This window comes from Kitasatospora sp. CB02891 (assembly GCF_002803145.1).
Lineage (GTDB): Bacteria > Actinomycetota > Actinomycetes > Streptomycetales > Streptomycetaceae > Kitasatospora > Kitasatospora griseola.
In genome coordinates this window covers 362,260-379,578 of record NZ_NNBO01000007.1, presented here as the reverse complement: position 1 = coordinate 379,578, position 17,319 = coordinate 362,260, and the positions used below count along the sequence as shown (strand labels likewise).

General features: G+C 73.0%; 14 protein-coding genes. 6 read left to right on the top strand and 8 right to left on the bottom strand.

The features are described from left to right. Nucleotides 1-1,298, top strand: a 1,298-nt coding sequence (locus tag CG736_RS18720) for an LCP family protein (protein WP_100587352.1), incomplete at its 5' end; no start/stop codon positions are given. Between the two features lie 5 nt (nucleotides 1,299-1,303). Here CG736_RS18720 and CG736_RS18715 read toward each other — a convergent pair. Further along, nucleotides 1,304-1,921, bottom strand: coding sequence for an acyltransferase (locus tag CG736_RS18715; protein WP_100587320.1), 618 nt, complete (start codon nucleotides 1,919-1,921; stop codon nucleotides 1,304-1,306). Nucleotides 1,922-1,986: 65 nt separating this feature from the next. Beyond that, on the bottom strand, nucleotides 1,987-3,030 hold the full coding sequence (locus CG736_RS18710) for a glycosyltransferase family 2 protein (protein ID WP_100587319.1): 1,044 nt from the start codon (nucleotides 3,028-3,030) through the stop codon (nucleotides 1,987-1,989). A 104-nt stretch (nucleotides 3,031-3,134) separates the two neighbouring features. On the opposite strand from CG736_RS18710, the gene CG736_RS18705 reads away from it, so the two are divergent. Next, nucleotides 3,135-4,598 (top strand): LCP family protein, encoded by a 1,464-nt coding sequence (locus CG736_RS18705; protein ID WP_100587318.1) that lies wholly within the window; start codon nucleotides 3,135-3,137, stop codon nucleotides 4,596-4,598. A 7-nt stretch (nucleotides 4,599-4,605) separates the two neighbouring features. On the opposite strand, the gene CG736_RS18700 is transcribed toward CG736_RS18705, so the two are convergent. Then, the gene (locus CG736_RS18700; protein WP_100587317.1) at nucleotides 4,606-6,531 is read right to left on the bottom strand and encodes a hypothetical protein; all 1,926 of its coding nucleotides are present in this window, start codon (nucleotides 6,529-6,531) and stop codon (nucleotides 4,606-4,608) included. Nucleotides 6,532-6,675: 144 nt separating this feature from the next. Here CG736_RS18700 and CG736_RS18695 point away from each other — a divergent pair, with 144 nt between their 5' ends. Beyond that, nucleotides 6,676-6,969 carry a hypothetical protein gene (locus CG736_RS18695; RefSeq protein ID WP_100587316.1) on the top strand — a complete coding sequence of 98 codons (294 nt, stop codon included), beginning with the start codon at nucleotides 6,676-6,678 and terminating at the stop codon, nucleotides 6,967-6,969. A 60-nt stretch (nucleotides 6,970-7,029) separates the two neighbouring features. Here the strand turns inward: CG736_RS18695 and CG736_RS18690 are convergent, their stop codons facing one another. From CG736_RS18690 to ssuE, 3 genes are all read right to left on the bottom strand, one after another. Then, complete coding sequence (locus CG736_RS18690) at nucleotides 7,030-9,588, bottom strand: ABC transporter permease (RefSeq protein ID WP_100587315.1); 2,559 nt, start codon at nucleotides 9,586-9,588, stop codon at nucleotides 7,030-7,032. Between the two features lie 16 nt (nucleotides 9,589-9,604). Further along, on the bottom strand, nucleotides 9,605-10,405 hold the full coding sequence (locus CG736_RS18685; RefSeq protein ID WP_043914255.1) for an ABC transporter ATP-binding protein: 801 nt from the start codon (nucleotides 10,403-10,405) through the stop codon (nucleotides 9,605-9,607). Nucleotides 10,406-10,589: 184 nt separating this feature from the next. After that, nucleotides 10,590-11,144, bottom strand: a complete 555-nt coding sequence (ssuE, locus tag CG736_RS18680) for an NADPH-dependent FMN reductase (protein WP_100587314.1) — start codon at nucleotides 11,142-11,144, stop codon at nucleotides 10,590-10,592. Nucleotides 11,145-11,492: 348 nt separating this feature from the next. Here ssuE and CG736_RS18675 point away from each other — a divergent pair, with 348 nt between their 5' ends. Both CG736_RS18675 and CG736_RS18670 read left to right on the top strand, forming a co-directional pair. Beyond that, nucleotides 11,493-12,779 carry an LCP family protein gene (locus CG736_RS18675; protein ID WP_100587313.1) on the top strand — a complete coding sequence of 429 codons (1,287 nt, stop codon included), beginning with the start codon at nucleotides 11,493-11,495 and terminating at the stop codon, nucleotides 12,777-12,779. 91 nt (nucleotides 12,780-12,870) lie between these two features. Then, nucleotides 12,871-13,353, top strand: a complete 483-nt coding sequence (locus tag CG736_RS18670) for a serine O-acetyltransferase (protein WP_157815633.1) — start codon at nucleotides 12,871-12,873, stop codon at nucleotides 13,351-13,353. A gap of 99 nt (nucleotides 13,354-13,452) precedes the next feature. Here the strand turns inward: CG736_RS18670 and CG736_RS18665 are convergent, their stop codons facing one another. Together CG736_RS18665 and CG736_RS18660 are read right to left on the bottom strand one after the other, a co-directional pair. Then, the gene (locus tag CG736_RS18665) at nucleotides 13,453-14,616 is read right to left on the bottom strand and encodes an acyl-CoA dehydrogenase family protein (RefSeq protein WP_100587311.1); all 1,164 of its coding nucleotides are present in this window, start codon (nucleotides 14,614-14,616) and stop codon (nucleotides 13,453-13,455) included. A gap of 61 nt (nucleotides 14,617-14,677) precedes the next feature. Next, nucleotides 14,678-15,829: an LCP family protein gene (locus tag CG736_RS18660; protein WP_100587310.1), complete on the bottom strand. Its 1,152-nt coding sequence runs from the start codon at nucleotides 15,827-15,829 to the stop codon at nucleotides 14,678-14,680. Nucleotides 15,830-15,969: 140 nt separating this feature from the next. Here CG736_RS18660 and CG736_RS18655 point away from each other — a divergent pair, with 140 nt between their 5' ends. Then, on the top strand, nucleotides 15,970-17,313 hold the full coding sequence (locus CG736_RS18655) for a UDP-glucose/GDP-mannose dehydrogenase family protein (protein ID WP_100587309.1): 1,344 nt from the start codon (nucleotides 15,970-15,972) through the stop codon (nucleotides 17,311-17,313). The last annotated feature ends 6 nt before the right edge of the window (nucleotides 17,314-17,319 follow it).

The window sequence follows — 17,319 nt, the reverse complement described above, 5'->3', positions numbered from 1 at the left end:
CCTCGGTGGACGTCCAGGTCGGCGACGAGTCGGAGCGGCCGAAGGCGGGCAACGCCGCGCTGAACCTGCTGGTGATCGGCACCGACAGCCGGGTCGGCCTGGGCCGGGACTACGGTGACGAGGGGTCGACCGGGCACGCGGACACCACGCTGCTGTTCCACGTCTCCAAGGACCGCAGCAACGCCACGGTGCTGTCGATCCCGCGCGACCTGATGGTGACCGTCCCGGACTGCCGGAGCGGGGAGAAGCGGATCCCCGGCTCGGCGCGGGCGATGTTCAACACCAGCCTGGGGCAGGACGGGCGGGACCCGGGCTGTACGTGGAAGACCGTGGAGAAGCTGACCGGCGTCCGGATCGACCACTTCATGATGGTCAACTTCGAGGCGGTGAAGTCGCTCTCCACGGCGGTCGGCGGCGTCGAGGTGTGCGCGGCCACCGCCATCGACGACCCGTACTCGCACCTGCGGATGACCGCCGGACGGCACGTGGTCCAGGGCGAGGAGGCGCTGGCGTTCGTCCGGACGCGTCATGCGGTGGGCCTGGGCGGCGATCTGACCCGCATTCCGCTGCAGCAGCAGTTCATCAGCTCGATGATCCGGAAGATGAAGAGCAGCGACACCCTGACCAGCCCGGCCAAGCTGTGGAACCTGGCGGACGCCGCCACCAAGGCGCTGACCGTGGACAGCGCCATCGACGACGTCAACCGGTTGAAGGACCTGGCGCTCGACGTCTCCCGGGTGAACACCCGGAACATCACCTTCACCACGGTGCCGGTGCTGGACGACCCGACGGACAACAACCGGCTGGTCCTCAAGCCCGGCGACGCCCAGCAGCTGTTCGCGCTGATCGCCGCCGACCGTTCGCTGACCGAGACCGCCCCATCGGCCTCCCCGACGCCGTCGGCCAGTGCCTCGGAGCCGCCGCCGATCGACGCCGAGGCGGTGCGGGTGACGGTCCGCAACGGCACCGGGACGCCCGGGCAGGCCGGTCGGGCGGTGTCGCTGCTGCGGGCGAAGGGTTTCGCGCTGGCCGTCACCGGCAGCAACACGGAGGCCCGGCCGACCGGTTCGGTGTCCTACCCGGCGGGCCAGGAGGACCGGGCGCAGGCGGTGGCCGCGGCGCTCGGCCTGCCCGCGACGGCACTGCGGGCCGGCGGCCGGTCGGCGGGCGTGACGGTGGTGCTGGGCGCGGACTTCGTCGGGGCGGGCACGCCGTCGGCGTCGCCGACCGGGGCCCCGAAGGATCTCCAGCGGATCCGCGCGGACGACACCAACGTGTGCGCGTCGAAGTTCAAATAGCCTGCTCAGGACGGGAGTTCGGCGTCCGGGACGAGGGTGTCGGGGCCCGTCTCGGTGTACTGCTCGCCGGTGCGCGGGCAGCGCCAGCGGCCGTCGCCGGCCGGCTCCAGCGGTTCGCCGGCCCGGCCGACCCACTTGATCCGGCGGGCGGGCACCCCGACGACCAGCGCGAAGTCGGGGACGTCCCGGTGCACCACCGCGCCGGCCGCGACCAGGGCCCACCGGCCGACGGTGACACCGGCCACCAGCACGGCCCGGCCGCCGACCGAGCAGCCCTGCCGGAGCGTGACGCCGCGGGCGTGCCAGTCGTCGCCGCGCTTGAGCCGGCCGTCCGGGTCGACGGAGCGCGGGTACAGGTCGTTGGTGAGGACGGCGGCGGGGCCGACGAAGACGCCGTCCTCCAGCACCGCGGGCTCGTACACCAGGGCGTGGTTCTGGAGCTTGACCCGGTCGCCGAGCCTGACGCCGGGGCCGACGTAGGCGCCGCGTCCGATGATGCACTCGGCGCCGATCTCGGCGTGCTCGCGGACCTGGGCGAGGTGCCAGACGGTGCTGCCCGGGCCGACGGTGGCCCGCGGGTCGACGTCGGCGGTGGCCTCGATCCTGGGGTCGCTGCTCGTCATGGCGCGACCCTAGCGCGGGTGGACGGCCCCCGTCCGGGCTTCCGGGGACCGTCCCTGACGGCCGGTCAGGCGCCGGTGGCGGCGGCCGGGTCGATCGGCGCGGGCGAGGTGGAGGCGATCACCTTGCGGGCCAGCTTGCGCGGCGAGGTGAGGAAGCCGAAGCCCCAGCTCAGGTGCATGGTGGCGAGGGCCAGCGGCACCTGCACCCGGGCCTTGGCGGACAGGCCGCGCCCCTCCGCCAGGCCGCCGGCGACGATCGCCGCGAAGTAGCCGCCCGGGAGCACCAGGAACACCGGGTGCAGCGCCGCGCCCAGCACCAGGCCGCCGACCACGCCGAGCAGGGCGGCCGGCGGCGCCAGGTAGCGCAGGTTGACCGAGCCGCGGTGGTAGCGGGTGACGACGCGACGCCAGCGGCCGTAGTCCTTGTACTGCTTGGCGAGGGCGCGCGGGGTCGGCCTGGGCCGGTAGGTGACCTTCAGCTGCGGGGTGAACCAGACCAGTCCGCCGGCCTGCCGGATCCGGTAGTTCAGCTCCCAGTCCTGGGCGCGGATGAACTCCTCGTTGTAGCCGCCCTGCTGCTCCAGCACCTCGCGGCGGAACACCCCGAGGTAGACGGTGTCGGCCGGGCCGGCCAGACCGCCGGTGTGGAAGGCCGCGTTGCCGACCCCGATCTTCGAGGTCATCGCGGTGGCGACGGCCCGCTCCCACTCGGTCTCGCCCTCGGCGTGCATGATGCCGCCGACGTTGGCGGCGTCCATCTCGTTCAGCAGCCGGACGGCGGTGGCGATGTATCCGGGCGTCAGCAGCCCGTGGCCGTCCACCCGGACCACCACGGGGTGCCGGCTGGCCCGGATCGCGGCGTTCAGGCCGGCGGGGGTGCGGCCGGTCGGGTTGGGGACGGTGCGCACCCGGGGGTCCTCGGCGACCAGGGCGGCGGCGATCTCGTCGGTCCGGTCGGTGGACGGGCCGAGTGCGATCACCACTTCCAGTTCGCCGTCGTACTCCTGCTCCAGGATCCGGTGGACGGCAGTGCGCAGGTGACGTTCCTCGTCGAGCACCGGCATGATCACGGAGACCGCCGGCAGCTCCTCAGCAGCCTTGGTGTTCATCGTGCCCGAGCGTACCGGCGCGGACCGGCGGGCGTCGGCCCGGGTCGGCCCCGGTCCGGCGCGCCGCCCGGGTGCGGCGGGCCGCAGCGCCTAGCATCCGGAAGATGCCTGCTCACCGCCCGATCGAACGCCTGTCCGGATCCCGTCGGACGGGTCGTCGGCGCTGGGGGCTCTGGGCGGCGGGCGCGCTCTCCTGCTCGGTGCTGGCCACCGCGTGCGCGGGCTGGGCGGTGCTGAACGGCGTCGGCTCCTCGCTGGGCCGGGTGGACGCGATCGGCGGCGGCCCGGACCGGCCCGCGGACGACGGGGCGTCGACCTTCCTGGTGGTCGGCACCGACGAGCGGGAGGGCATCTCGGAGTCCACCCTGAAGGACGTCCTGCACGCGGGCGGCGAGTCCTGCCACTGCACCGACACCATGATGATCGTCCAGCTGTCCGACCACGGCCGGGCCACCGTGATCTCGGTGCCGCGCGACTCGTACGTGGAGATCCCGGCGCACCAGGACCGGGTCTCCGGCAAGCAGGTGGCCGCCGCCAAGGGCAAGATCAACGCCGCGTACGGGATGGGCGGGGCGCCGCTGGCGGTGCGCACCGTGGAGCAGAGCACCGGGCTGCGGATCGACCACTACATCGAGGTGAACTTCCTCGGCTTCGTCTCCACCGTGGACGCCCTCGGCGGCGTCGACGTCTGCACGCCCAAGCCGCTGCGGGACGACTACTCGGGCCTCGACCTGCCGGCCGGCACCAGCCGGCTGGACGGCGCGGGGGCGCTGCGCTACGTCCGGGCCCGGCACGTGGACGGCTCCTCGGACCTGGGGCGGATGCACCGTCAGCAGAAGTTCCTGGCGCAGCTGCTGCACCAGGCGTCCTCCGGCGGCACCCTGCTCAACCCGGCGAGGCTGACCGGGGTGCTGGACACCGTGCTGCGCTCGGTGAAGGTCGACAAGGGCCTGGGCAACGCCGAACTGCTGGATTTCGCGGCCCGGTTGAAGGACCTGTCGGCGTCGAACGCGGACTTCGCGACGGTGCCGCTGTCCTCGGTGGACCACCCGGTGCAGGGCTGGGGCTCGACCGTGCTGTGGGACGACAAGGGCGCGAAGGCGCTGTTCGACGCCGTCCGGGCCGGGCGCCCGCTGACCGGTCCGGCCCCGGCCGCGACCACCCCCTCGACGGCGCCGGCTGCCGGAACGGTTCCCCCGGACCAGGTACGGGTCCAGGTGCTGAACGGCGCGGGCGTGCAGGGCCTCGGCAACCGGGTCGACGAGGACCTCCGCAAGGCCGGGTTCGCCACCACCGGCACCCCGTCCAACGCGCCCGGCAACGGCCCGGCCGCCACCCGCACGGTGATCCGCTACGACCCGCACTGGGACGAGTCGGTGAAGACGCTGGCCGCCGCGCTGCCGGACGCCGAGCTGGTCAAGGTCCCGAACCTGGGCGCGACCTTCCAGGTGGTGGCGGGCAGCGACTACCGGAGCCCGGCCGCCGCCGCCGCGCCCGAACCGGCCGCCGCGAGCGACGGCCCGGTGGCCGGGGCGGAGAGCGGCAGCGAGATCAGCTGCCCGGCCTGACGGCCGGTCAGCGCAGCAGGTACTGGGCCACCGCCCACACCAGGTACCCGGCGAGCACCAGGCGGTTCAGCCACATCGTCGAGCCGACCGCGCCCTCGGGCAGCGCGGTCAGCGGTCGGCGCTCCGGGCGCTGGGCGAGCGCGGTGACGATGCGGGCGACCTGCTGCGGGTCGAAGTCGCCGCCGAAGTGTCGGTGCAGCAGGCGGGCCGGGCCGGAGGCGAAGCCGAACAGCGGCCGGCTGCGGTACCGCACCGTGACGCGACCGCTGTGCAGCGCTGCCGCCGTCAGCTGCTGCCAACTCGCCCGGCGCACCCGCAGCACGCCGCCGATGGCGACGCCGTCGCGGTCCACCGCGAGCTGCCAGCCGAACCCGTCCAGCACGACGACCAGGAGCCCGCCTCCCATCAACAGCGGGCGGATCAGGCCGTCCACCAGGCCGCCCTGCTCGGCGAGGTAGGTCATCACCGCGCCGATCAGCACGGCGGCGACGGGGGCCGCCGCACAGCGCAGCGCGGTGGGCAGGCCGAACACCCGTGCCGGTTCAGGACGGCCGTCGGGCTGTTCGGCGCGGTCGTCCGCCAGGTGGCGGGCGACCTGGGCCTTCACCTGCGCCGCCTCGTCGCGCGGCTCGCCGTCGCGGTGCCGCCCGGACGGTGCCGCGAGGACGACGGCGCGGGCGGCCGTCCACTTGTGCGGCGCCTCCGGGGAGCGGAACACCACGAGCCGGTTGCGGCCGGTCCAGTGGTAGAGCAGCGCTTCGACGGGGGCGTCGGCCCCGACGGGGGCGACCGGTGCGTCCTCGTCGTCCTCGTCCTCGTCCTCGTCGTCGTCATCGTCGTCATCGTCGGCGCCGGGATCGGGTATCCACGCGGCCGGGTTGTCGAGATCGGCGGGCGCGTACTGGGCGGTTTCGTCGCCGAACGGCATCACTCGCCACAGGCCGGCCTCGCGGTCGCCGCCGTCCACCGGCAGCACCTCCAGGATGCCGCTCGCCGTCCGCCGGACCCGGACCCGGAGGGCGGGAGCGGCGTCCCCGATGGTTCGGCGCGCCAGGGTGGTGCGACGTGCGGAGAGGACCAGCAGGACGGCGAAGGTGCCGGCCGCGCCGACGCCGAGCCACCACGGGGCGGAGTCCTGCCGCTCGTCGGCGGCCCGGTACCAGCCGGTGCCGTCGACCAGCAGCGGGACCTCCTCGCCGACCGTGCGTTCGCCGTCCACCTCGGCGGTCAGCGTCCGGTACTCGTGCGGCAGCCGGTACTCGACGGTGGCGCTGTCGCCGCCGCCGTCGACGCTGCGCACGGTGCCCCACACCCGGTCGGCGCGGGCGGCCCGGTCGGTGCTGTCCTCGGTCTGCCACACACCGACCGCCAGCAGTACCACCGCGACCGCCCCGAACAGGGCGGCCAGGACCTGCCGCACCCAGGGCAGCGGCGGCAGGTCGAGCGGGGAGCCGCCGCCCCGCAGCGTCCACGGGTACGGCACCGGCGGGCCCATCAACGTGGCCAGTTGGGCCTCGGCGCGGCGCCTGCCGGCCTCCGTCCGGTACAGCGCAGCGGCGGCCAGCAGGTGTGCGGCGCAGGCGACGGCGGGCAGCCAGGGGCCCGGCAGCGCGTTCGGCAGGAACCAGAGCAGCAGGCCTGCCGCGGCCGGCACCACGAAGCCGGTGCGCCGGCGCAGCAGCAGCACCAGGAATTCCACCAGCAGGACGGCGGGCGCGGCGCTCTCGGCGTACGGCGCGGTACAGGCCCGCAGTGAGTCGCACCGGTCCGGCGTGTGGTCGAACGCGATCGCCAGCGCCACCGTCACCACCGGCAGCAGCGCCAGCCAGCGGCTGTGCAGCCGCCGCCAGACCCGGGCGGCCCGCCACTGGTCGGCGGCGGCCAGCGTCAGCGCGGGCGCGGCGGGCAGTGGGGGCACGGGGTATTCCGACATGCGCGCGATTGTTACAGGCGCCTTCCGGGGCTCTCGCACCGGAGGTGGGGGAACGACTCCTGCTGCACCGGACACCGACGACCGGTCATGGGGCTACGTTGGAACGGGGAGTGATTCGGACCGGTCGACGGGAGGGGTGTCGCGATGGCGGTGCTGGTGGTCGAGGTGCGTCCGCACTGGTTCACGGCCTGGTTCCACCGGATGGCGACGGAGCCGGTGGTGGACGTGGACGGCGTGGAGTCGCGGGCCCGTTGGGGCGTCAACCGGGTGCCGGTGGCGGCGGGGCCGCACGTGGTGTCGGTGTGGTTCCGGTACCGCGGGCAGCGGGCGGCGCGGCTGGGCTCGGGGGCGGCCGAGCTGACGGTGGCGGACGGGGCGCAGGTGCCGGTCTCGGCGCGGCTGGGGGTGCGGAACGGCAGCCGGTTCACCGTGGCCTGACAGCACGCGGGCCCGCCCGGGGCGGGTGCTCCGGGCGGGCCTGGGTGGTTCGGTGGTGCGTCAGTCGGTGGCGATGGCGGCCAGGACGTTCATCCTCGCGGCGCGGAAGGCCGGGACGAGGGCGGCGACCAGGCCGACCAGGACGGAGCCGATCAGGACGGTGACGACGGTTCCGGTGGGAACGGTCAGCACCGTCAGTCCCTGCTCGGAGAGGACGGCGCGGGCGGTGACGCCCCAGCTGAGCCCGAGTGCGGTGCCGAGGAGGGCGCCGAACAGGGCGATCACCACGGACTCCAGGCGGACGGTGCGGCGCAGTTGCCGGCGGGACAGGCCGATGGCGCGCAGCAGGCCGATCTCCCGGGTGCGTTCGATCACCGACAGCGCCAGCGTGTTGACCACGCCGAGGACGGCGACCACGATCGTCAGGCCGAGCAGGCCGTAGACCATGGCGAGCAGCTGGTCGAACTGGGACTTGACCATCTCCTTGTAGCCGGCCTGGTCCTTGACCACCAGCTGCGGGTACTCGGCCAGCGACTTCTGCAGGTCGGCGAGCACGGCGGCCTTGTCCGCGCCGGCCGACGCGGTGCCGAACGCCACGCCGGTGAGCGGCAGTTGGCCGTTCATCGCCTTGGCGACGGTGTCGCTGTCGGTGAAGAAGCGCTGGTCGAACAGCTGGTTGCCGGTCTTGATGACGGCGGCGACCTTGAGGGTCTGGGTGCGGCCCTCGCCGTAGTTGACGGCGAATCGGTCGCCGACCTTGACGTGGTGCTCGTCGGCGAAGTCCTGGCCGACCGAGAGGCCGCCGCCGGAGAACACCGCCTCGGCGCTGCCGGTGGCCACCGGCAGCCGGAAGTCCCGCAGGAAGTCGGCGTTCGAGACGGCGAGCCGGGTGCGCAGGGTGCCGCCGTCGGGCAGCGTCACCTCGGCGGGGACGTTGCGCTGCTCGGTCAGGTGGTCGAGGCCCTTGGTGCGCCGGGCGGCGTCGATCATGGCGGGGGTGAGGGCGCCGTGGCCGCCGTCCACCACGTAGTCGGCGCCGACGGACTTGTCGATCTGGGACGTCATCGAGCCGACCATCGAGGAGGTGACCACGGAGGCGCCGATCACCACGGCCAGCCCGATCATCAGCGCGGCGGCGGTGGAGCCGGTGCGCCGCGGGTTGCGGACCACGTTGCGCTGGGCGAGCCGCCCGGCCGGGCCGAACAACGCGGGCAGCAGGCCGCCGAGCAGTCGGACCAGGACCGAGACCAGCAGCGGGCCGAGCACCACCGAGCCGGTCAGGGTGGCCAGCAGGCCGAGGCCGAGCAGCAGGCCGCCGGTGGAGCCGGGCGAACCGGCGGCGAGCGCCAGCGCGGCGACGCCGGCGCCGGTCACGACCAGGCCGAGCACGGCCCGGATCCGGTTGGCGCGGGGTTCGGCCGGGGCGGCGTGGTCGAGCAGCGCGGCCATCGGGGTGATCCGGGCGGCGCGGCGGGCCGGGAAGAACGCGGCGAGCAGGGTGACCGGCAGGCCGACGGCGTAGCCGACCACCGGGACGGTCCAGGTGACCTGCAGCGAGGAGGAGTCCAGGTTCATCCCGGTCGCCTGCATCAGCTGGATCATGCCGACGGCGAGGGCGAGTCCGGCGCCGATGCCGATCGTGGAGCCGATCACGCCGAGGATCAGGCCCTCGACCAGCACCGAGCGGTTGACCTGCGACCGGCTGCCGCCGATGGCGCGCAGCAGGCCGATCTCCCGGGTGCGCTGGGTGACCAGCATGGAGAAGGTGTTGACGATCAGGAAGATGCCGACGGCGGCCGACAGGAAGGCGAAGCCGAGCATCGCCCACTTCATGAACTTCAGGAACGAGCCGACGCCCGCGGAGTTCTCCTTCTGCTGCTCGGCGGCGGTCTTCGCGTCGAAGCCGCTGCCGAGGTCGGCCAGCGCCGCGGTCTTCAGTTCGTCGTTGCTGCGGCTGCCGTCGCCGAACAGCTCGACGGAGGTGTACGCCTCGGTGCCGAGCAGCACCCGCTGGGCGGTCGGGGTGTCCAGGAAGGCCAGCGCCGCACCGGGGTTGGTGGTCCGGAAGGTGACGATGCCGGAGACGGTGAAGTCGTGGGTGCCGCTCTCGGCGATCACCCGGAGCCTGCTGCCGAGACCGAGTCCGGCCTTCTTGGCGGTGTCGGCGTCCAGCATCAACTGGTCGGCGCCCTGCGGCTGGTGGCCGGAGGTGATGTCCACCGACCTGCGCGGCGACTCCGTCCAGTTGCCGGTCAGCGTGGGGGCCCCGCTGGTCGGGCCGACCAGCTTGTTGGTGGCCGGGTCGACCAGGGTCGCGGAGGAGGAGAAGACGTTGCCGACGGCGGCCTCGACGCCCGGCTCGGCGGCGAGCTTCTGCTGGGTGGCGACCGGGACGGTCGAGGCCCGGCCGGGGCTGTCGGCGGTCAGCTCGTCCTGCGCCTTGCGCACCGACAGGTCGGAGGCGGTGGCGGCGAACAGCCGGTCGAAGGTGCTGGTGGCGGTGTTGTAGAAGACCAGGGTGCCGGCCACGAAGGCGACCGAGAGCACCACGGCCAGCAGGGAGAGCACCAGGCGCCACTTGTGCGCCAGGAAGCTCCGCAGCGAGGTCTTGAGCAGCATCGTCGATGATCCCGTCTCAGCTGGTGCGCTTGCCGTCGAAACGGCGCATGCGGGACAGGACGGAGTCGGCGGTCGGGTTGTGCATCTCGTCGACGATCACGCCGTCGGCGAGGAACAGCACCCGGTCCGCGTGGCCGGCGGCCACCGGGTCGTGCGTCACCATCACGATGGTCTGGCCGAGCTCGTCCACCGAGCGGCGCAGGAAGCCGAGCACCTCCGCGCCGGAGCGGGAGTCCAGGTTCCCGGTCGGCTCGTCACCGAAGATGATCTCCGGCCGGGCGGCCAGCGCCCGGGCCACCGCGACGCGCTGCTGCTGGCCGCCGGAGAGCTGGCCGGGCCGGTGCCCCAGTCGGCCGGACAGGCCGACGGTGTCGATCACCTGCTCCAGCCACGCCCGGTCAGCCCCGCCCGATGTACGCCGCCGGCCGGCGATGTCCATCGGCAGCGTGATGTTCTCCAGCGCGTTCAGCGTCGGGAGCAGGTTGAACGCCTGGAAGATGAAGCCGATCTTGTCGCGGCGCAGCCGGGTCAGCTGCTTGTCCTTCAGCCCGGTGACCTCGGTGTCGCCGATCCAGATCCGCCCCTCGGAGACGCTGTCCAGGCCGGCCAGGCAGTGCATCAGGGTCGACTTGCCGGAACCCGACGGGCCCATGATCGCGGTGAACCGGCCGCGCTCGATGTCCACGTCGACCGCGTTCAGCGCCGTCACCCGGGTCTCGCCCGTCCCGTACGCCTTGGTCACCTGCCGGGCCCGGGCCGCGACGTCGTTCTGTTCGGAAACGGGTGTGAGGTGCGCGGCGCTGGCTGCCGTGGTCACTGCGTGCTCCTTGAGGTGGGGTGGGGTCCGCCCGATGTCCTCAAGACTCCCGGCTGCGCCGATCCCTTTCGTCCTCCACCGGGACGAACGCCGCCACCGGGGAACGCTCCGGGGTCCGGGCCCCCTCCCCTAGGGGTCTGCGCCCCGCGGGGTGAGGGTCCGGAGCCCGGACGCCGACGAACGGTCAGCTCGCGGCGGCCAGTTCGGCCCGCGGCCGGAGCGCGGCGGAGAACGCGTCCACCACCGGGGTCAGCAGCACCTCGGTCTCCCGCTCCAGCTCGGTGCCGCCGTCCTCGCGCACCCCGATGTGCCGGTCCAGCACGAACCAGCCCTGGGTGACGTGCGCGGCGCCCATCGAGGTCAGCACCGGACGCAGCGCGTAGTCCACCGCCAGCACGTGCGCGGTGGAGCCGCCGGTGGCCAGCGGCAGCACCGTCTTGCCGCGCAGCGCGTACTGCGGCAGCAGGTCGAGCAGCGCCTTCAGCAGGCCCGAGTAGGCGGCCTTGTAGACCGGCGTGCCGATCACCACCCCGTCGGCCTGCTCGAACAGTTCGACGGCGCGGGCTATCGCCGGGTCGCCGGTGTCGGCGGCCAGCAGCGCCTCGGCGGGCAGCGTGCGGACGTCCAGCGCCGCCACCCGGTGGCCGTGCGAGACCAGCCGGCGGTCGACGTGGCGCAGCAGCCGGGTGGTGCGGGAGGTCGCGGACGGGGAACCGGAGACGGACAGGATCACGGCCATGGAGTCACCTCGGTGCGTACGGCCGCGGGCAGGGGCGGCCGGAGACGGGAGAAACGGGAACGCGAGGACGCGGGCGCGGGCTCGCGGTGAGGGTGAATGTGCGGCGAGGACTCAGCCGCGACACAGCGAGCAGGACACCCGACCGTGGTCGACGTGCCGCCGACGGGTGAGAACCTTCCGCTGCTCCATGCAGCCATGCAAGCACGCGCCGTTTTACCGGGTCAAGGCCGTGCCCGCCCGGTGAACACCGCACCGAACGGTCCGGGCCCTGCATCAAAACGGCCACAAGGGGCCCCGGCCGAGCCGGACGATCACCACGCGGCCCGCGGTTCGGGCATCCTTCCCCTCATGAACACGTGGCAGGAGCGCCCGGGGGGCGGCGCATACGGGCAGGGCGACGCGGCACGCGGCCGGGGCGGGGCGGGCGCGGAACCGCCGCTGCCGCCGTCGCTGAATCCGCGCGGCGCGGGCGCCCCGCTGTCCCGCCCCGCACAGCAACCCGACGACCGTCCGCCGTACCGGGGCGGCACGCCCGGCGGCGGCCCCGGCGGCGGGCCGCCGTCCGGCGGTCGACCGCCGTACGGGCAGCAGCCGCACGAGCCCGGGCCGGGCCCGCTCGGCGGCCCCGGGCAGCCGGCCCGACCGCGCCGCTCGCGCAAGAAGATCATCGGATACTCGGCGCTCGGCCTGGTGCTGGCGCTGCTCACCACCATGATCGGCACCTACTTCTGGGCCGACGGCAAGCTCCGGCACGAGAACGTGCTCGCCGACTACCCGGGCCGCCCGGCGGCCGGCAAGGGCACCAACTGGCTGATCGTCGGCTCCGACAGCCGCGAGGGCCTCACCGACGCCCAGGAGGACTCCCTCCACACCGGCTCCGCCGAGGGCAAGCGCAGCGACTCGATGATGATCCTGCACACCGGCGACAACGGGGCCACCCTGATGTCGATCCCGCGCGACTCCTGGGTGCAGATACCCGCCCACCAGGACACCTCCGGCAGCGGCAAGACCGTCCCCGCCGCCACCCACAAGATCAACGCCTCGTTCGCCGCCGGCGGCGGACGACTCCTGGTGCAGACCGTCGAGACCAGCACCGGCCTGCGGATCGACCACTACGCGGAGATCGGCTTCGCCGGGTTCGTCGGCCTGGTCGACGCCGTCGGCGGCGTCGAGATGACCATCGACCAGCCGATCAAGGACAAGGACTCCGGCCTCGACCTGAAGGCCGGCACCCAGACCCTGACCGGCAAGCAGGCCCTCGCCTTCGTCCGCCAGCGCCACCAGATGGCCGACCAGGACCTCGGCCGGATGCGCAACCAGCAGAAGTTCCTCGGCGCCCTCGCCAAGCAGGCCGCCTCCCCCGCGACCCTGCTCAACCCCTTCACCTTCTACCCGCTCGCCTCGGCCGGCCTGGACACCCTGATCGTCGACGACGACGCCGGCCTCACCGACCTCGGCTCGATGTTCCTCGCCATGAAGGGCGTCACCGGCGGCGACGGCAAGACCATCACCGTCCCGATCGGCAACCCCGACTTCCGCACCCCCACCGGCGAGTCCGCGGTCAAGTGGGACCCGGCCAAGTCCAAGGCCGTCTTCGACGCGATGAAGAACGACACCGCCGTCCCCGCGCCCTGACCGCCACCGGCCGACGGGAGAGTGTGCGAACTCCCGTCGGCCCGCGCGTCACTGACGTCACATCAGGTGATCCGGCGGGAGAATGTCCGCCATGTCTCTGGTGACCTCCCTCATCTACCGCCGCCGAAGCCGGCTGTTCGGCCGCCTGGTCCAGGAAGCCCTGGCCCTGTACGGGGTGGAGGTCCCCGCCGCCGCCGAGATCGGCCCCGGCCTGTCCGTCTTCCACCGCGGCTTCGGCACCGTCCTGCACCCCTTCACCACTCTCGGCGCGAACGTCACCCTCTACAACGGCGTCACCATCGGCCGGGCTGACCCGTGGGTCCCGCAGGAGGAGTCCGCGATGCGAAGGGTCGTCCTGGAGGACGGGGTGATGGTCTGCGCCGGCGCGAAGATCGTCTGCAAGTCGGGCGTCCTCACCGTCGGCGCCGGGACGATCATCGGCGCGAACGCGGTGCTCACCCGTTCCACCGGGCCCGACGAGATCTGGGCGGGCGCCCCGGCCAAGAAGGTGGGAGTGCGGAAGGCGGGTGGGCGCGAGAACGGGGGCGCGCGGGAGTACCTCCCGGCCCGCTAGGGCTGGGGGAGAACTGCGCGCAGCGGGAGGGGCCCGACAGCCGGGTCGCGGCACGGACAGTGACCTGAACGCGGAAGCGACTCGGCTGTCGGTAACGGCCTACGGCAGGTTGCGGGCCATCACGATGCGCTGGACCTGGTTGGTGCCCTCGTAGATCTGGGTGATCTTCGCGTCCCGCATCATCCGCTCCACCGGGTAGTCCCGCGTGTACCCGTACCCGCCCAGCAACTGCACCGCGTCCGTCGTGACCTCCATCGCCACGTCCGACGCGAAGCACTTCGCCGCCGCCCCGAAGAACGTCAGATCACCCTCCGTACGCTGGGACTTCGCCGCCGCCGCGTACGTCAGCTGCCGCGCCGCCTCCAGCTTCATCGCCATGTCCGCCAGCATGAACTGCACACCCTGGAACTCCGCGATCGCCTTCCCGAACTGCCGGCGCTCCTTCACGTACCCCTTCGCGTAGTCCAACGCCCCCTGCGCGATCCCCAGCGCCTGCGCCGCGATCGTCACCCGGGTGTGGTCCAACGTCCGCATCGCCGTCGCGAAACCCGTCCCCTCCGCACCGATCATCCGCTCCGCCGGGATCCGCACCCCGTCGAAGTACACCTCACGCGTCGGCGAACCCTTGATCCCCAACTTCTTCTCCGGCGCACCGAACGACACCCCCTCGTCGCCCTTCTCCACCACGAACGCCGAGATCCCCTTCGACCGCAACGACGGATCCGTCACCGCCATCACCGTGTAGAACTCCGACACCCCCGCGTTCGTGATCCACCGCTTCACACCGTTCAGGACCCAGAAGTCCCCGTCCCGCACCGCCCGCGTCTTCATCCCCGCCGCGTCCGAACCCGCCTCCGGCTCCGACAGGCAGTACGAGAACATCCCCTCGCCCCGGGCCAACGCCCCCAGGTACTTCGCCTTCAACTCCTCCGAACCCGACAACTGCACCGGCAGCGAACCCAGCTTGTTCACCGCCGGAATCAACGAGGACGACGCGCACACCCGCGCCACCTCCTCGATGACGATCACCGTCGCCAGCGCATCCGCACCCGCACCCCCGTACTCCTCCGGCACGTGCACCGCGTGCAGATCCGCCGACCGGAGCGCCTCCAACGCCTCCGCCGGGAACCGCCCCTCCTCGTCCACCTCCGCCGCGAACGGGGCGATCTTCGCCTCCGCCAGCGAACGCACCGACTCACGGAGCATCTCGTGCTCCTCGCCCAGCCGGTAGAGGTCGAAGTCCGCTCCGGAGTTTCCAGCCATCTGCTCTGCCCCTTGGGATAGTTACCGTCGAGTAATCCTCATCCTAGGCTCGTCGGCCCGGTCAGTCGACGTTGTCGCCGAGGGTGTCGGCGCTGGTGCGGTGCTGCGTGAGGTAGTCGTCCATCCGGTCGGTGCGCATCGCGTCCCAGAGCACGCCGGCCGCGCCGTCGTCCATCAGGACGACGGACTGGCCGTCGACGGAGTCGAAGCCGCCGAAGGGGGCGTTCATGAAGTGGACGCCGTCGGGGCGGACCGCGCGCAGGCTCCAGGCGAGGTCGTAGAGGTCGCTGTTGCTGAGCCGGTCGTCGACCGAGACCACGTCGCCGACGGTGCCGAGCAGGCCGGTGAGCTTGGCGGGGCTGGAGAGGGTGCCGGAGTTCATGGTGCGGAGCATCAGCGCGCGCAGGAAGTTCTGCTGGCGCTTGGTGCGGTCGAGGTCGCCGTTCGGCAGGCCGTGGCGTTCGCGGACGTAGAGCAGGGCCTCGGCGCCGTCCATGTGGTGGGTGCCGGCCAGCCACTCGCGGGCGTCGCCCTTGGCCTCGATGGTGCGCGGGACGGTGATGTCGACGCCGCCGACGGCGTCGGTGAGGGCCCGGAAGCCGTTCCAGTCGATCACCGCGAGGTGGTCGATCCTGATCCGGGTGAGGTCCTGGACGGTCTGCACCATCAGCGCGGGCCCGCCCCAGGAGTAGGCCGCGTTGATCTTCGCCTTGCCGTGTCCGGGGACGGACACCCAGGTGTCGCGCGGGATGGACACCACGGAGACGGACTTCCGGTCGGCGGAGATGTGCATCAGCATCATGGTGTCGCTGCGCTGTGCGCCCAGCTGCCAGGCCGGGGCCTTCGCAGCCTGCCCGGTGGTGGGCCGGTCCGCGCGGGCGTCGAGGCCGACCAGCAGGAAGGTCTGGCCGGAGTGCGGGACGGCGGTGGGCTGCCCGGCGCCGCCGGTCGGGAAGGCGTTCGGGATCCGCGCCACCGAGGACGCGTAGTGGTCGGCGGTCCACACCAGGGCGCCGAAGCCGGCGCCGAACAGCACCAGCAGCACGGCGAGGGTCCACAGCAGCAGCCGGCGGCCCCGGCGGCGGCGCGGCGCGGTCTCCGCCTCGCTCGAAAGGTCGCCGTCCCGGTCGTCGTCCCGGTCGTCGTCGCGGTCGAAGATGCTGAGCGGCCTCTGGTCCTCGTCGGCCTCGTCCGGCCGCTCCTCGGCAGTCATGCGCGCATTGTGAACCTTCCGTACAGACTTTCGGGCGGAAATCGTGGAACCGGCCGCCCCCCCGCTGGTAGGGGTACCGATAGCATCTGTGCCTGCGGCCGTCGCATTGCCTGGAACGGCCCGAACGAAAGGGAACACCCGTGGCTCCGCGCATCACGGTGATCGGTACTGGCTACCTGGGCGCCACGCATGCTGCGTGCATGGCCGAGCTCGGTTTCGAGGTCCTCGGGCTGGACATCGACCGGGACAAGCTCGCCGCGCTCGCCGCCGGCCGGGTGCCGATGTTCGAACCCGGGCTGTCGGAGCTGCTGCTCAAGCACGTGGCGGGCCACGAGGGCTCGACCGGCCGGCTGCGGTTCACCGACTCCTGGGAGGAGGTCGCGGCCTTCGGCGACGTGCACTTCATCTGCGTCAACACCCCGCAGCGCAAGGGCGAGTTCGCCGCCGACATGAGCTACGTGGACGCCGCGGTGGACTCGCTGGCCCCGCACCTGGACCGGCCGACCCTGGTGGTCGGCAAGTCCACCGTGCCGGTGGGCTCGGCGAACCGGCTGGCGGACCGGCTGGCCGCGCTGGCCCCGGCCGGCGAGCAGGTCGAGCTGGCCTGGAACCCGGAGTTCCTGCGCGAGGGCTACGCGGTCGGCGACACCCTGCACCCGGACCGCCTGGTGGTGGGCGTGCGCAGCGAGCACGCCGAGCAGGTGCTGCGCGAGGTGTACGCGGGCCCGATCTCGGACGGCGTGCCGTTCGTGGTGACCGACTTCCCGACCGCGGAGCTGGTGAAGGCCGCCGCGAACTCCTTCCTGGCGACCAAGATCTCGTTCATAAACGCGATGGCCGAGGTCTGCGAGAGCGCCGGCGCGGACGTGGTCCAGCTGTCCAAGGCGCTCTCCTACGACGCGCGGATCGGCGGCCGGTTCCTGAACGCCGGGCTGGGCTTCGGCGGCGGCTGCCTGCCCAAGGACATCCGGGCGTTCATGGCCCGGGCCGGGGAGCTGGGCGCCGACCAGGCGCTGACCTTCCTGCGCGAGGTCGACTCGATCAACATGCGGCGCCGCTCGCGGATGGTCGAGCTGGCCCGCGAGCAGTGCGGCGGCGGCTTCCTGGGCCGCCGGGTGGCGGTGCTGGGCGCGGCGTTCAAGCCGAACTCGGACGACATCCGGGACTCGCCGGCGCTGAACGTGGCCGGCCAGATCCAGCTGCAGGGCGCCCAGGTGACGGTCTACGACCCGAAGGCGATGGACAACGCCCGCAAGATGTTCCCCAGCCTGTCGTACGCGCCGTCCGCCCTGGAGGCGGTCCAGGGCGCGCACGTGGTGCTGCACCTGACCGAGTGGCAGGAGTTCCGCGAGCTGGACCCGGCCGAGGTCGGCGCGCTGGTCGCCGAGCGCCGCATGCTCGACGGCCGCAACGTGCTGGACGGCGAGTCCTGGCGGGCCGCCGGCTGGACCTACCGGGCGATGGGCCGGCCGTTCTCGGAATGACCGTGC

Coding starts and splice junctions, on each gene's coding strand:
- CG736_RS18710 (WP_100587319.1), bottom strand. CDS start 3,030: ATGAACACCAAGGCTGCTGAGGAGCTGCCGGCGGTCTCCGTGATCATG.
- CG736_RS18670 (WP_157815633.1), top strand. CDS start 12,871: ATGTCTCTGGTGACCTCCCTCATCTACCGCCGCCGAAGCCGGCTGTTC.
- CG736_RS18695 (WP_100587316.1), top strand. CDS start 6,676: ATGGCGGTGCTGGTGGTCGAGGTGCGTCCGCACTGGTTCACGGCCTGG.
- CG736_RS18705 (WP_100587318.1), top strand. CDS start 3,135: ATGCCTGCTCACCGCCCGATCGAACGCCTGTCCGGATCCCGTCGGACG.
- CG736_RS18660 (WP_100587310.1), bottom strand. CDS start 15,829: ATGACTGCCGAGGAGCGGCCGGACGAGGCCGACGAGGACCAGAGGCCG.
- CG736_RS18675 (WP_100587313.1), top strand. CDS start 11,493: ATGAACACGTGGCAGGAGCGCCCGGGGGGCGGCGCATACGGGCAGGGC.
- CG736_RS18700 (WP_100587317.1), bottom strand. CDS start 6,531: ATGTCGGAATACCCCGTGCCCCCACTGCCCGCCGCGCCCGCGCTGACG.
- CG736_RS18715 (WP_100587320.1), bottom strand. CDS start 1,921: ATGACGAGCAGCGACCCCAGGATCGAGGCCACCGCCGACGTCGACCCG.
- CG736_RS18665 (WP_100587311.1), bottom strand. CDS start 14,616: ATGGCTGGAAACTCCGGAGCGGACTTCGACCTCTACCGGCTGGGCGAG.
- ssuE (WP_100587314.1), bottom strand. CDS start 11,144: ATGGCCGTGATCCTGTCCGTCTCCGGTTCCCCGTCCGCGACCTCCCGC.
- CG736_RS18690 (WP_100587315.1), bottom strand. CDS start 9,588: ATGCTGCTCAAGACCTCGCTGCGGAGCTTCCTGGCGCACAAGTGGCGC.